This is a genomic window from Tropicibacter alexandrii, from assembly GCF_003667315.2.
Classification (GTDB): domain Bacteria; phylum Pseudomonadota; class Alphaproteobacteria; order Rhodobacterales; family Rhodobacteraceae; genus Tropicibacter; species Tropicibacter alexandrii.
Map to the genome: position 1 here is coordinate 168,659 of NZ_RCTZ02000004.1, position 14,562 is coordinate 183,220.

13 protein-coding genes and 1 riboswitch are annotated in these 14,562 nt (G+C 65.5%); of the genes, 6 read left to right on the forward strand and 7 right to left on the reverse strand.

Annotation, left to right across the window (positions count from 1 at the left end; all coding sequences use genetic code 11):
- The first annotated feature begins 2 nt into the window (after positions 1–2).
- Positions 3–467 (forward strand): D-erythrulose-4-phosphate isomerase, encoded by a 465-nt coding sequence (gene derI, locus D8Z78_RS07070; RefSeq protein WP_121629437.1) that lies wholly within the window; start codon positions 3–5, stop codon positions 465–467.
- A gap of 78 nt (positions 468–545) precedes the next feature.
- Here derI and D8Z78_RS07075 read toward each other — a convergent pair whose 3' ends face one another.
- From D8Z78_RS07075 to D8Z78_RS07100, 6 genes are all read right to left on the reverse strand, one after another.
- The gene (locus tag D8Z78_RS07075; protein ID WP_206169648.1) at positions 546–1,493 is read right to left on the reverse strand and encodes a sugar-binding transcriptional regulator; all 948 of its coding nucleotides are present in this window, start codon (positions 1,491–1,493) and stop codon (positions 546–548) included.
- 42 nt (positions 1,494–1,535) lie between these two features.
- Entirely contained in the window at positions 1,536–2,654 is a 1,119-nt protein-coding gene (locus D8Z78_RS07080) for an iron-containing alcohol dehydrogenase (RefSeq protein ID WP_121629438.1), read from the reverse strand.
- A gap of 3 nt (positions 2,655–2,657) precedes the next feature.
- Positions 2,658–3,095, reverse strand: a complete 438-nt coding sequence (locus D8Z78_RS07085) for a 6,7-dimethyl-8-ribityllumazine synthase (protein WP_121629439.1) — start codon at positions 3,093–3,095, stop codon at positions 2,658–2,660.
- Positions 3,096–3,163: 68 nt separating this feature from the next.
- Positions 3,164–3,292: riboswitch (FMN riboswitch) on the reverse strand.
- Positions 3,293–3,440: 148 nt separating this feature from the next.
- Positions 3,441–4,373 (reverse strand): sugar phosphate isomerase/epimerase family protein, encoded by a 933-nt coding sequence (locus D8Z78_RS07090; RefSeq protein ID WP_121629440.1) that lies wholly within the window; start codon positions 4,371–4,373, stop codon positions 3,441–3,443.
- Entirely contained in the window at positions 4,374–5,882 is a 1,509-nt protein-coding gene (locus D8Z78_RS07095) for a glycerol-3-phosphate dehydrogenase (protein ID WP_121629441.1), read from the reverse strand.
- A gap of 3 nt (positions 5,883–5,885) precedes the next feature.
- Positions 5,886–7,445, reverse strand: a complete 1,560-nt coding sequence (locus tag D8Z78_RS07100) for an FGGY-family carbohydrate kinase (protein WP_121629442.1) — start codon at positions 7,443–7,445, stop codon at positions 5,886–5,888.
- Between the two features lie 365 nt (positions 7,446–7,810).
- Here D8Z78_RS07100 and D8Z78_RS07105 point away from each other — a divergent pair, with 365 nt between their 5' ends.
- The 5 genes from D8Z78_RS07105 (at position 7,811) to D8Z78_RS07125 (ending at position 12,775) form a co-directional block, all read left to right on the forward strand.
- On the forward strand, positions 7,811–8,458 hold the full coding sequence (locus D8Z78_RS07105; RefSeq protein ID WP_121629443.1) for a DUF2291 family protein: 648 nt from the start codon (positions 7,811–7,813) through the stop codon (positions 8,456–8,458).
- On the forward strand, positions 8,458–9,969 hold the full coding sequence (locus D8Z78_RS07110; RefSeq protein ID WP_121629444.1) for a sugar ABC transporter ATP-binding protein: 1,512 nt from the start codon (positions 8,458–8,460) through the stop codon (positions 9,967–9,969). The genes D8Z78_RS07105 and D8Z78_RS07110 overlap by 1 nt, the downstream gene beginning before the upstream one ends.
- A gap of 19 nt (positions 9,970–9,988) precedes the next feature.
- Positions 9,989–11,029, forward strand: coding sequence for an ABC transporter permease (locus D8Z78_RS07115; RefSeq protein ID WP_121629445.1), 1,041 nt, complete (start codon positions 9,989–9,991; stop codon positions 11,027–11,029).
- A 97-nt stretch (positions 11,030–11,126) separates the two neighbouring features.
- Entirely contained in the window at positions 11,127–12,074 is a 948-nt protein-coding gene (locus D8Z78_RS07120) for a D-ribose ABC transporter substrate-binding protein (RefSeq protein WP_121629446.1), read from the forward strand.
- Positions 12,075–12,289: 215 nt separating this feature from the next.
- Entirely contained in the window at positions 12,290–12,775 is a 486-nt protein-coding gene (locus tag D8Z78_RS07125; RefSeq protein ID WP_240672033.1) for a P-loop nucleotide/nucleoside kinase family protein, read from the forward strand.
- On the opposite strand, the gene D8Z78_RS07130 is transcribed toward D8Z78_RS07125, so the two are convergent.
- The gene (locus tag D8Z78_RS07130; RefSeq protein WP_121629447.1) at positions 12,770–14,560 is read right to left on the reverse strand and encodes an AMP-binding protein; all 1,791 of its coding nucleotides are present in this window, start codon (positions 14,558–14,560) and stop codon (positions 12,770–12,772) included. The two genes, D8Z78_RS07125 and D8Z78_RS07130, sit on opposite strands and share 6 nt — an antisense overlap.
- Positions 14,561–14,562 lie beyond the last annotated feature (2 nt).

Genomic DNA, 14,562 nt, shown 5'->3' on the forward strand with positions numbered 1-14,562 from the left:
CCATGAAGATTGCAGTTGCAGGCGACAGCGCGGGCGAAGCTCTGGCGGAGATCATCGCAGAGCATCTGGGTGGCAAGGACGGGTACGAGGTCAGTCTCGTCTCCCGCCGTCCCGACGGCGAAGCGGACCCGTTCTATGCCAATCTCAGCGACCGCGTGGCCAGTGCCGTGATCGACGGCACCTATGACAAGGCGATCCTGATTTGCGGCACCGGCATCGGTGTGCAGATGGCCGCCAACAAGGTCCCTGGCATCCGCGCGGCGCAATGCCACGACACCTATTCGGCGGGCAAGGCCACGACCTCGAACAATGCGCAAATCATCACCATGGGCGCGCGCGTGATCGGGTCGGAACTGGCCAAGGACATCGTCGATGCCTTCCTTGCGCCCAGCTTTGACGAAAATGGCCGCTCGGCGGGCAATGTAAATGCCATCAATGCGGTTGATGCCAAGTACTCGGCTTCCTAAATGTGGTAAAGGTTAGCTTAGGTTAACCCAAGTGACGGCGGGCCTCTCTCCTCCCGGGTCCGCCGTCCTTAAACCCCCTCAGTCCAACAGCGCCCGCGCGGTGGCCTCGTCGGTGATCAGGCCGGACAGGCGTCCGCTGCGCAACAGCGCGCGAATGGCCGTGACCTTGCCCGGCCCGCCTGCCAGCGCAAAGATCCGGTGATCGGTGCCATTGCCAAAGGACACGGCCAAGGTGCGCGAGGTCAGCGTGGTTTCCAGCGCCTGCCCCTCCGCGTCGAAGAAATGCCCCAGCATCTCGCCCACCGCCCCGGCGGCGCGGATCTGCTCGATCTCGGCCCGCTCGATCATGCCAGAGGTCACAAGCTGCGTGTCCGGCTCGACCGTGCCGATGCCGACGATCTTCAGCGGCGCGGTTTCGGCCATGTCAAAGACCTCGCGCACGCCATTCTGGGACAGCAGCACGGCGCGGTCCTCGGTCGTGTTGGCGAAAAAGGGGACGGGCATGACATAGGCCTGCGCCCCGGTCTTTTCGGCGATCAGGTGCATCACGTCATGCGGGTTGGCCGAAAAGTTCCGCGTCAGCCCCCCCAGCAGCGAGACGAAGCGCAACCCCTCGGTGTGCATATGCGGCAGCTGCCGCACCGCCCCGGCCAGCGTGCGCCCGTGGCCGATGCCGATAGTTGCCGCCTCGCCCGCCTCCAGCCATCGCCGCAGCCAGTTCGCCCCGGCCAGCGACAGGGTGCGGATCGGCAGGCCATCCTCGCCCAGATCGGGGGCGACCTCGCAACTGTCCAGCCCGTAGCGGTCGCAAATGGCGGCTTCCAGCTCGATGCATTCGACGATCTCGCCGTCGATGCTGACTTTGACGGCCCCTTCGGCGACGGCGCGGGCGATCAGGCGGTGGGCCTTGACCGACGGCACGCCCAGCTTCTTCGCCACCTTGGCTTGGGTCATGCCGCCGACATAGTGCAGCCAGGCCGCGCGAATGGACAGGCTGTGATCGGTATCCGCCTTTGCCATGGTCATTCCCTCCGAAAGCGGGTTCTGGCCCGTCTGGTTTCTTGGCCCTTACTGGGCGTCTCGCATGATCTGTCGCAGATCGTCGGGCGTCAACGGCACGGGGTTGGCCTTCATCGACGAGGACGTTGCGGCCATTTCTGCTGCCTCGTTCCGATGCTGTTCGGTGATGCCTTGGGCGGTCAGGCCGGGCAATCCGGCCGCGCGGGACCAGTCGTGCAAGGGCGTGTCCCCGAGCGCGTCGGTAATCCATTGGTCGATGCGTCCGATGCGGTCGGGATCGGCCCCGCGCGCGGCGTTCATCGCCAGCCCATGCGGCAGCAGCGCGCCGCAGATCGCGCCATGATTGGCACCTGACAGCCCGCCCAAAGGCCCGGCCAGCCCGTGGATCACGCCCAGCCCGGCATTGGCCAAGGCAATGCCGCCGCACAGGCTGACCCATGCCATCGAGTCGCGCGCGTCCGGGTCTTCGCCCGCCATCAGGGTGCGCAGGGCTTTCAGGCCGCGCGGAATGGCATCGGCGCAAAGCGCATCGGTCAGGGGGTTGGCGCGGGTGCACAGGTACGGCTCGATCACCTGCGTGATCGCGTCGAGGCCAGAGGCCAGCGTCACGGCGCGCGGGCAGTGATCGGTCAAAGACGGGTCGATGATGGCAAGATGCGGCAGCATCCGGTTGTCGCGGAGCGAGACCTTGCGTTGCGCCTCGGGGACGGAGATGACCGCGTTTTTGGTAACCTCGGCACCGGTCCCGGCGGTGCTGGGCAGGGCCACGAATTTCAAGGGCGGCACGTCGAGGGGCAGGCCTTTGCCCACCACCTCCAGATGGTCCATCATCGGGCGATGGGCGGGGGTCAGGGCGGCGATGGCCTTGCCCGCGTCGATCGCCGCGCCCCCGCCAAGCGCCACCACGACCTGCGCGCCGGCGTCACGGGCGAGCGCGACACCGGCGCTGATCTGGGCGATGTCGGGCTCGCCATCGGTGGGATTGACCGTGACGGTCGCGCCCTCGGCGGTCAGGGCCGCGTGCAGCCAGTCGGCGCGGGACGTGTTCGCCCCCGTCACCAGCAGGATGCGTTTGCCCATGGCGAGGATGTCGGGAACCGCCCGCGCGGCCTCTCCCCGGCCGAAACGGATGGTCTGGGCGGTGGCAAAGGCGAACGCGGGCGTCATGGATCAGACCTCGATCTTGGCGACCATCAGCACCGCGTCGGCGGCCTCGGCCCCCTTCTTGACGAAGTGGTCGCGGTAGAAGGTGATGTGCTCTTCGGTCGGCTGGAAGTGGTGCGGCGTGAGCGAGACGGAATAGGTCGGCACGCCGGTCTCCATCTGCGCCTGCATCAGGCCGTCGACGACGGCGGAGGCCACGAAATCATGGCGGTAGATGCCACCGTCGACGACCAGCGCGCAGCAGACCACCGCGTCATACTTGCCGGATGCGCCCAGCTTTTTCGCCAGCAGGGGCATCTCGAACGCGCCGGGCACGTCGATGGCGGTGATCTGGTGGGGTGTCCCGCTTTCTTTCATGCGGGTTTCGAAGCCGGTCAAAGCCTGATCGACGATCTCGGCATGCCAGCGGGCCTTGATGAAGGCGATGTTCAGTGTTTCGGTCATGGAACCATCCTTTGCGTTTGCTCAAGTGGTCCCAAGGCGCAGCCCAACCGACGCGCTTGCGCACGTTGGCTGGTTCTCTTCCATCCGGACTTTAACCGTCGGCCCCGGAATTTCACCGGATCTGCTGACCCTGCCGAAACAGGCGCTCGCGGGCTATCACCGTCGGTGGGGAATTTCACCCCGCCCTGAGAACGTCGCAAGATGTGACCTGCAACGCCTCGAATGGCAAGCGGGTTTGCGACAGGTTTCGGCAATGCGCGACCCCGTCCCGGGCTTGACCCGGGACCTCCACCTTGGCTCCGGCCCAGAGGCCCCGGGTCAAGCCCGGGGCGCGCGGCGCAGACCTCACACATTCAGGTCTTCCGCGCCGCTGTCGATATGCGGCGCCCAGAAGGCGATGCTTTCGGCGATTTGCGGGATCACCTGCCGGTCGTTCGGTTCGCGCTCCTTGAAGGAGAGTTCGAGGCAGATCTCGTTGTCCTTAGCCCCGCCCTCGGCCAGCGCCGTCAACAAGGGTTGCGGCTGGATCGCGCCCTTGGCGTTGAACTCGGCGGTAAAGGGGCGGTGGCCGGATTTGTCCATCATCGACTGCTTGATGTGGATGATGGGCGAGACCTTGGGCACCGCACGCGCCCAGGCATAGGGATCGGTGTCGTCGGGGTTGGGGCTGGTGACGTCACCGTGGTCGATATCGGCCATCATCCACATCGGCACGGCCATGTTGGCCGCGGTCAGGCGGTCTTGCAGCTTGAGGCATTCGGCGATGGTTTCGCCAAACTCGCGGCCCACGGACATCGGCTCCCAATAGACATAGTCCAGGCCGGCGCGTTGCGCGTGCTCGGCCACCTCGGCCCAGCAGTCGATGGCGATCTGGATCAGCTCTTCGCGGCGTTGCGCGTCGTCGTAATCGCGATAGGTGAAGATCGCGAACTGCGTGCCGACCGACCGACCGCCAAGATCGCCGATGATGTCGGCGAAGGTCTTGAACCAATCGACGTAGTAGCGCCGCACGTCGCGGTCCGGGTGGCCAAAGTGGTTCAGCCGCCCGTAAGGCCCGGTCATGCCAGAGGTCACGCGCACGCCCGTCCGCTGGCAGGCGCGGTCCATTTCCCGCGTGAGGCGGCGGATCACCGGCGCAGGCCAGCTTGGGTTGATGAACTCATGCGTCAGTTGCAGGTCGCGGATGCGCAGATCGCGCGCCGTCGTTTCGATCAGGTCGGACGGTTCGGCAAAGCGGTTGACCAGCGGGTTGGTGTTCAGGCTCAGCGTCAGGGGCATTTACGCGGCCTCCGCAAAGGCGTCGAACCATTGGGTGAAGGCCTGTTGTTCGGCCTCGGTCAGGTGCAGGCGATGTTTCGTCCGCCGCCACAGGATATCCTCGGCGGTCTGCGCCCATTCGTGTTTGACCAGATAGGCCACCTCGGCCTCGTAGAGCTGCCCGCCGAAGTGACGCCCCAAACCGTCGAGCGAGGTCGCCTCGCCAACGATCTGCGCGATCCGCGTGCCGTAGAGCCGCCCGTAATGCTGGCGCAGGGCGCGGGGCATCCACGGGTAGTCGCGCTTCATCGTGTTGCGGAAGGCCTCGTAATCCGCGTCTGCCATGTCGCCACCGGGCAGGGGGGCGGTTTCCGTCCAGTCGCCGCGCATCTGCGGGAAGATGTGCGCGATCTTGTGCAGGCCACGCTCTGCCAACTCGCGGAAGGTGGTGATCTTGCCGCCGAAGATGTTCAGCAAGGGCGCGCCGCCGGTCTCATCAAGGTCGAAGACATAGTCGCGCGTCACCGCCGAGGGGTTGCCCTGCCCGTCGTCGAACAAAGGCCGCACGCCGGAAAAGCTGGTGACGACATCGGCGCGGGTCAGCTCCTCTTTGAAATAGCGGTTCACGGCGTCCAGCAGGTACTGGATTTCGCCCTCGTCCGCCGTCACATCCTCGGCCCGGCCATCATAGGCGATGTCGGTGGTGCCGATCAGCGCCTTGTCCCGCTCATAGGGGTTGATGAAGATCACCCGTTTGTCGTGGTTCTGCACCAGATAGGCTTGTTCGCCCTTCCAGAACTTCGGGACGATGATGTGGCTGCCCTTGACCAGACGCACGCTACGGGCAGAGTTCGATCCGGCCACGCGGGTCAGCACATCGGTCACCCAAGGGCCCGCGGCATTGACCAGCAGCTTGGCCTGAAACTCCTGCGTCTCGCCGGTCAGCGTGTTGGTCGTCGTCACGCGCCACGCGCCGTTTTCACGGCGGGCGCTGGTGCAGGGCGACCGGGTCAGCACGACCGCGCCGCGTTCGGCGGCATCGACGGCGTTTAGAATGACCAGACGGGCGTCATCGACCCAGCAATCGGAATATTCAAACCCGCGCGTGTACTGATCCTTGATCGGCGCGCCCTCGGGATCGCGGGTCAGGTTCAGGGTGCGCGTGCCGGGCAGTTTCTTGCGCCCGCCCAGATGGTCATACAGGAACAGCCCTAGACGGACGAGCCAAGCGGGCCGGTCCTGCGGACTGTGCGGCAGGACAAAGCGCATCGGCCAGATGATGTGCGGCGCGGCGTTCATCAGGACTTCGCGTTCGATCAGCGCCTCGCGCACCAGCCGGAATTCGTAATATTCGAGATAGCGCAAGCCGCCATGCACCAGCTTGCCCGACCGGGACGAGGTGCCCTCGGCCAGATCGTCCTTTTCGCACAGGACCACGGACAGGCCTCGCCCGGCGGCGTCGCGTGCGATGCCCGCGCCGTTGATGCCGCCGCCGATCACGAAGAGGTCGACCTTGGGGATATCCGTCATTGCTCAGGCTCCTTTTGCGGCGCGCAGGGTGGCCCAAGTGGGGGCCAGCGCCTGCCGCGCATCGCGATATGCGGTGAAGAGATCGTCATAGGTGGGGACAAGGCCCGGATCGGGCGATTCGGCCTGCCCCAGAAGGGGGGTGGTCCACTCCGCGATGCAGGCGTCCATATCGGGATAAGCGCCAATGGCGACGGCGGCCATCATGGCGCACCCGGCGGCACCGGCTTCTTCGCGGGCGCTGACGCGCACGGGGGTGTTCAGCGCGGCGGCCAAGACACGGCGCAGCGCAGGGGAACGGGCCGCGCCGCCGGTCAGGCGCAGTTCGTTGGGCATGTCGCCCATCGCGGCATAGCAATCGCGGGCGGCCATCCCCAGCCCCTCGATCACGGCGCGCAGGATATCGGCAAAGCGGTGGGTGCTGTTCAGCCCGATCAGGCTGGCGCGGGCATCGGCGCGCACGAAGGGGCCGCGCTCACCCGCTTCGGATATATAGGGGTGATAGACCAGCGCGCCGGGTTTCGACTGCGCCATCCATTGGTCGATGCGGGCGACCATGTCGGCATGGCTGGGCCTGTGGCCGAACTCGGCCACCAGATCGGCGGCCATGTCCAGCGCCCAGTCGATGTTCAGCGTCGCGGCCATGTTGGTCTGGACCTGCGTCACCAGATCGGGGACGGGCAGACAGATGACATATCCGGTGCCCTCGGCGTTCAGATGCACATCGGTGGCGCGCACCGCGCGCATATGCACGCCGGTCGAGCCGATGGTGGAACAGGCGGCCCCCGCGTCGCCGGTATGCACGCCCGCGCCCAAAGCGGTCATGACCATGTCGACATAGCCGAGGCTGACGGGTGTCCCGGCCAGCAGGCCGGTTTGTGCGGCGGCGTCGGGTGTCAGCGGGTGCGTGACCTGTGTGCCCTCCAGGATCGGCGGCAGCAGGGAGCGACGATGGGACAGGCCCAGCGCCTCGATCACCGTGTCGGAGTAATCCCGATTGCGGAAATCGCCAAAGGTAAAGGACGCCTCCGAGGGGTCGGTGGCACGCACTCCCGTCAGGTTCAGGTAGAGCCAGTCCTTGCAATGCAAGGCCACCTCGGCCCGGTCGAGCAGGTCCGGGACATGCGCCTCCATATGCGCCATCTGGCTGCCCATCTGGCACGTGTTCAGCCCGGTGCCCGTCGCCTCGAACCGGGCGCGGTTCATCGGGCCATCGGCCAGCCGTTGCACCGTCGGCGCGGCGCGCGCATCCAGCCACAGCCACGCGTCGGAGGCGGGACGGTTTCCCGCGCCGACCAGCCATGTGCCGTCGCCTTGCCCGGTCACCGCGACGGCGGCACAGCGCGCGGCCAGCCCGTCGATACGGTCCCCCAAGCCGCGCAGCGCCTCGGCGCAATCGGCCCATGTGCGGTCAAGCGATTGTGTCGCCGACCCGTCCGCGCCCATGGTATAGGCGTTGCGAACGGCGGACGTCCCCAGCTGCGTGCCGCGCAGGTCAAAGGCCACGGCCTTGATCACCGACGTGCCGGCATCGATGCCGATGATGATGTCGCGTTGTGCGTTCACGCGGTCCTCCCTCTGGGTTCCTGTGTCAGTCGCGCCTCTTATCTTCTTGAAATAAAGCGGCTTTCCAAGGGCTGCATCTTTGCAGCATGCGCGATCCGAAACACGGGACCCATTCAATCCCTCGCCAGAGGTGTAGCACAAAATTTTTCAGTGTGTGAATTTTTTTGCAGACAGTGAGAAATTTTTCACCTATGGTCCGGCCAACACGTCGCACATTTGGGCGGCTGAAACGCGGTTTCGACAGGCCCGATCGGGAGAATCGGCACGGGACCAAAACGGGAGGAGCAGCGCGCCACGGCTTGGCGCGGATGGGTTTCCCGCATCTGAGACATGGGTCCAACGGGCCCGCGAGAGGGGAAAGACCGATGGCCATGACCGACGCCCGCACATCGAAGAAGCCCGGCAAAAGCCGCGCGGGTCTGTATGCCGCCGGGGTCGCGCTGCTGGTGTTGGCCGGGATCGTCGTGGATACGACCGTGGTCGTGATCGGGTCCGAACAGGACGCGCGGCAGCAGGCCTTTGACCCGGATCGCTATGGCGCGGCGGAATTCCCGCGCATCCGCGACACTGTGATGGAGCGCGCCCCCGATGCCGTGACGCTGGCGCAGGCGCTGGCCGCGGACAAGAAGGGCGCGGTTGCCGACTATGCGACGGCGGGCACCTTTCCGGTCTTTCCGGTGACCGTCACCGGCGTCGTCGGCGACGGCAAATCCGGCATCTATGACGTGCAGGTGGACGGGCTGGAGGGCGTGAAGGTCCGCGTTCAGACCGGCCCCGCGATCAACGGGACCGAGCTGCGCGACATTCCCGGCGATATCGCCTTTGGCCAGTTCAAGAACCAGATCGAGTATCAGGACGCGGGCGCAGGCATCAACCGCGCCATGTCCGCCGAGGCTCTGGCCGGGCTGGACCGCGACGCGCTGCCCGGCAAGACGATCACCGTCACCGGCGCATTCACCATGATCAACCCCAAGAACTGGCTGATTACCCCGGTTGCGCTGGAGGTGCAGTGATGGCCGTGGATGAGGTCGTTCTGGCGGCGCGCAACGTGGCCAAGTCCTTTGGCGCGGTGCATGCGCTGAAAGGCGTGAATTTCGACGTGCATCGCGGGCAGGTCACAACCCTGTTCGGTGAAAACGGCGCGGGCAAGTCGACCTTGATGAAGATCCTGTCCGGCGTGCATCTGCCAACCTCGGGCGAGTTGATCCTTGATGGCAAGCCGGTCGAGATCAACTCCACCGTCGAGGCGCGCGAGTTGGGGATTTCGATCATCCATCAGGAACTGTCGCTCGCCCCGAATATGAACGTGCGCGACAATATCTTCATGGGGCGCGAGATCATGGGCCCCTTCGGCGTGAACTATGCCGAGGAAGAACGTCAGGCGCGCGCCTTGATGCGCGAGTTGGAAGAGGACATCGACCCGCTGACCCCGGTCGAGGATCTGCGTCTGGGTCAGCAGCAGATCGTGGAAATCGCCCGCGCGCTGTCGGTCAATTCGCGGATCCTGATCATGGACGAGCCGACCAGCGCGCTGTCCGCGTCCGAGGTCGAGGTGCTGTTCAAGGTCATCCACGACCTGAAGGCCAAGGGCGTCAGCATCGTCTATATCTCTCACCACCTCGAAGAGGCGCTGACGATCACCGATCACGCCGTGGTGCTGCGCGATGGTGTCATGACCGCCTACGCGCCGCGCGCCGAGATCGACCTGGAATGGATCGTGCGCAACATGGTGGGTGAGAATTTCGACTTGGGCAGCCCGCCTGCCACGACCTATGGCGCGCCCGCGCTGGAGCTGCGCGGCCTGTCCGTGGCCTCCCATACCGGCACGGGTTTGGCCGTGGACAAGCTGGACCTGACCGTGCGCAAGGGCGAGATCGTCTGCATCTACGGTCTGATGGGCGCGGGTCGCACAGAGATGATGGAAACCGTCGCCGGTCGATTGAAGCCCGTCGCGGGCGAGGTCCTGCTGAACGGTGAAAGCGTGCTGGGCCTGTCCATCGCCCAGCGCATCGAGACCGGTCTGGTGCTGGTGCCAGAGGACCGTCAGCGCGACGGCCTTGTCCAGACCATGACCGTGGGCCGCAACCTGTCGCTGTCCTCGATCAACCGATTTACCAAGGGCCTGTTCACCAACACCCGCGAGGAACGTCGCATCATCGACGAATCGATCAAGGAGGTGACGGTCAAGACCGATGGCCCGGGCGCGCCCATCGGCTCGCTGTCGGGGGGCAACCAGCAAAAGGTCGTCATCGGCAAGATGCTGGTCACGCATCCGGACGTGATCCTGCTGGATGAACCCAGCCGAGGCATCGATATCGGCGCGAAGGCCGAGGTCTTCCGCATTCTGGCCGAGCACGCAAAGCAGGGGATGGCCGTGGTCTATTCGACCTCGGAAGTGGGCGAATGCCTGTCCATCGCCCACCGCATCATCGTCATGCGCCGCGGCCGCATCGCCGCCGAGTTCACGCATGACACCACCAAAGAAGCGATCATGGCCGCCTCGGGCGAGAGCCTGGTTGCCTGACCGAACCGGAGACACGCACATGTCGGACACAACCGCAGGCAACAGCGCCAAGAAAAAAGGCGGCTTCAACGTCGTTCAGCTGCTGCTGGAAGGCCGCGCCTTTTTCGCGCTGATCGCCATCATCCTCGTGTTTTCCTACCTGTCGCCGAACTACGCGACGGTGTCGAACTTCCTCATCATGGCGAACCACGTGGCGATCTTTGGCCTGTTGGCGCTGGGCATGATGCTGGTGATCCTGAATGGCGGGATCGACCTGTCGGTGGGGTCGGTTCTGGGCCTGACCGGTGTATTCGCAGGCTTCCTGATGCAAGGGATCGAGATCGAGGCCATGGGCGTGATCCTGTACCCGCCAGTCTGGGCCGTGGTGGTGCTGACGCTGGCGCTCGGTGCCTTCGTGGGCTTTTGCAACGGCATCCTCGTGGCGTGGTTCAAGGTGCCTGCCTTTGTTGCAACGCTCGGCTCGCTTTATGTGGCGCGCGGTGTGGCGCTGCTGATGACCAACGGGCTGACCTACAACAACCTCGCCGGTCGTCCCGAACTGGGCAATACCGGCTTTGACTGGCTGGGCTTCAACCGCATCGGCGGCGTGCCGGTGGGGGTGATCGTGCTGGCCGTGGTCGCCATTGCCGCTGGCCTGCTGCTGTCGCGCACCGCCTTTGGCCGCTGGCTGTATTCCTCGGGCGGGAACGCGCGCGCGGCGGAGCTGTCCGGCGTGCCGGTCAAGCGGGTGCAGATCACCGTCTACATGCTGTCGGGCATGTGCGCCGCCATCGCGGGGCTGGTCCTGTCCTCGCAGCTGACCTCGGCCGGCCCGACCGCGGGCACCACCTATGAACTGACGGCCATCGCGGCGGTCGTCGTCGGTGGGGCCAGCCTGATGGGCGGGCGCGGCACCGTGCGCGGCACGCTGCTGGGCGCCTTCGTCATCGGCTTCCTGAGCGACGGCCTCGTGATCATCGGCGTGTCGTCCTACTGGCAAACCGTCTTTACCGGCGCGGTCATCGTGCTCGCCGTGATGCTGAACTCCATCCAGTACGGGGGCAAGGCCCGCAAGGGCTGACCCCGCGCTGACCCGATCCACGCGCACCAAAGGGGAGAGGAGCCCCGCGCACCCCGGCCTTGCAAGGCCATCCAACACCCAAAGGGAGATTACCGAAATGATGAAACTGACCAAGCGCACCCTGCTGGCCGCCGTCGCCACCCTGCCGCTGATGGCGGGCTCGGCCTGGGCCGAGGGCCTGATCTCGATCATCGTGAACGACCCGGCGAACCCCTACTGGTTCACCGAAGGCGAAGTCGCCAAGGCCACCGCCGAGGAACTGGGCTATGAGGCCACCGTCGCCGCGCACAAGGGCGACACCAACACCGAATCCAACCTCGTCGACGCGGCGATCACCAACGGTGCCAAGGCGATCATCCTCGACCCCGCAAACGCAGACGGCTCTGTCGGCGTGGTCCGCAAGGCATCCGAGGCGGGTATCCCCGTCTTCCTCGTGAACGCGGAAATCAACGAGGCAGGCATCGCCATCGGCCAGCTGGTGTCGAACAACGCCCAAGGCGCGGCTCTGGGTGCGATCGCATGGCAGGAAGCGGTGGGTGACAGCGCCAAATATGTCGAATTCTTCGGCAACCCGGCGGACAACAACGCCGCCACCCGCTCGAACGGCTACAACACCGTGCTGAGCCAGTACCCCGATCTGGAAAAGGTCGCGCAGGAAGTCGCCAACTGGGACCGCACCCAAGGCTACAACAAGATGCAGTCGATCATTCAGGCGAACCCGGAAATCGACGCCGTGATCTCGGGCAACGATGAAATGGCGCTGGGTGCGATTGCCGCGCTGAAAGAGGCCGGCAAGCTCGAAGGCACCATCGTCGGCGGTTTCGACGGCTCGCCCGATGCGGTCGAAGCCGTGAAAGCGGGCGAGATGGCCTATACCGTGCTGCAGCCGGTCGCGATCTTCTCGGAAGAGGCCGTGCGTCAGGCCGATCACTACATCAAGAACGGCTCGCCGATGGTTGCCGAGGAAAAGCAGCTGTTCGACTGCCTGCTGATCACCCCGGAAAACGTCGCGAACTACACCGCGCCGTTCGTCCTGTCCGAGTAATCCTCCTTTTACCGGCAGACTTTGAGGGCGTCGCTTCGTGCGGCGCCCTTTCCTTTTGGGTGGTTTCGTGCCATTTGAAACACATGAAACTTGGGGTTCCAACAGATCAAGCGCGGCACGGCGCGCGAATTACCAACCCGGCCTGAACCGCCGGGCCGGGAAAGCTTTTTTCTGTTTTCAGCGTGCTGAACGGCACGAACCCAAGGGAAAATCTAATGTCTTCCAAACCTATGCTGCACATGTTGTGCGGTAAGATCGCTGCGGGAAAATCCACCCTCGCCGCCACGCTGTCCGCGCCAGACGATGCCATCCTGATCGCCGAGGATCGCTGGCTGGCCGCATTGTTCGGGGATCAAATGCAGACCGGTCAAGACTATGTCCGCTTTTCCGGGCAACTTCGTACCGTGATCGGACTGCATGTTACCGACCTGCTTCGGTCGGGTTTGACCGTGGTGATGGATTTTCCGGCCAACACGGTCGACCAGCGCGCGTGGCTGCGCGAGGTGGCCGATACGGCCGGTGCCGCGCATCTGGTCCATGTGCTGGACGTGCCTGACGCCGTCTGTCTGAAGCGGCTGAAGGCGCGGAACGCGCGTGGCGACCATCCCTTTGCCGTGACCGAGGCGCAGTTTCACCGTTTTTCGGCGCATTTCGTTTGGCCCACCGCCGAAGAGGGATTGAGCATCGTCACGGTGTCATAGGCTGTCAAAGCGCAAGGTGACGGGCATCCCGGTCAGGGCGTCACGCAGCTTGGGCAGGGCGTCGGCGGGGGCTTGCACGGTGGTGGTCAGGTCTTGGTCCACGTCGATCTGCACTGCAATGCCCAGCGTATCGGCCACGGCCTCGACCGCCCAGCGGGTCGCCTGCACGCGCAAGGTCGGCTTGAAGATCTTGCCGATCGGGGTCAGCGGCATCGCGTCGAGCAGGCCGATGCGTTTGGGCAGGGCCACCGGGTCTTCGATGCGCGGGCGCAGCCACGCGATCAACGCGCCCTCGTCGAGGGTCCAGCCGTCGCGGGTGGTGACGAAGGCCACCGGCAACTCGCCCGCATAGGCGTCGGGCATTCCTACGGCGGCGGCGTCGATGATCCGGGGATGCGCCAGCAGGGCGTCCTCGATCATCTGGGGGTCGATATTGTGAGCGCCCCGGATGATGACGTCCTTCTTGCGACCGGTGATGAACAGGCGGCCTTCGGCGTCCAACCGTCCGAGATCGCCAGAGACCAGCCAGCCGCCCTGCAGAAACGTGCCTGCATTGCGCGCGGGGTCGGAATACCCATCCGCGATGTTCGGGCCACGCGCGGCGATGATGCCGGTTTCGCCGGTGGGACGGGGTTTCGCGGGGTCGGCCTCGCCCTCTGTCTCACCAAGGATCGCGATTTCCGTGAACGGAAGGCGCAGCCCGCAGGACAGCGGCATACGCGGGCCATGCACTGGCTCGACCGCCATGCACCCGGCGCTTTCCGTCATGCCGAGGATGTTGCGCACGGGCTTGCCGGTATGCGCCTCGACCGCGTCGGCGAGTTCCGTCGGCAGGGGCGAGCCACCCGTAAGCAACCAGCGCAGGCTGTCGATCTTGGCATCGACCGGTGTGCTTTTCAGCGCCGCCAGCACGGTTGGCACCGCGCCGATGCAGGTCACGCCGAGACCTTCGACCTGCCGCCAGATATCCCTCATGAACCCGGCGTTGCGCATCCCCAGCCGCCCCGGCACGACCAGCGTGCCACCGGCGCTGAGCACCGACAGGCCAAAGACGAAGGCGCCTGCCACGTGGAACAGCGGGAAGCCGTTGACCATCACCGTCTCGGGCGAGAAATCATGCATCACGGCGCAGGAGCGGGCGACATGGGCCTCATTCCGGCGCAAGTGACGCACCAGTTTGGGCGCGCCGGTGGTGCCGCCGGTGTGGTAATAGGCGGCCAGCGTCTCGGGGCCGCCCTCGGGCGTGATCGGGTCGCCATCGGTCAGCAGGTCCTCAAACCGCCCATCCGCGCCGGGGCTGTCACCGTCGGCGTCACAGGCAAAGATCGGCAGGTCGATGCCCTCGGCCCTGAGCGCAGGCACCAAGCTAGACCAATAGTCCAGTTCGGCATTCACCCCCATCACCACAATGGCAGCGGCATCCGAGGCGCGGATCAGCGCGGCGATGTGGTCGGGCTTGAGCATCGGGTTGATCGGGCAGGCGGCCCCGGCCACCTGTGCGCCCCAAAGCGCGACCTGCCCCGACACGGTGTGCTGCGTCAGCAGCGCAACGGACCGGCCCGGCACGACGCCGTGCGACCGAAACAGCCGGGCGGCTCCCTGAATGCGGGCGCAGAGGTCGGCATAGGTGACGGTTTCTTCGCGCTCACCCAGATAGCGGATCGCCACGGCATCGGGCCGGGCTTCGGCCTGAGCCGACAGGATCTCCCACGGCGAAAGATGGGGGTAGGTGGCGGCAAAGCCCGCCGCCTCCTGTCTCTCGATATCGGCCAAGGCCCGGATCATCG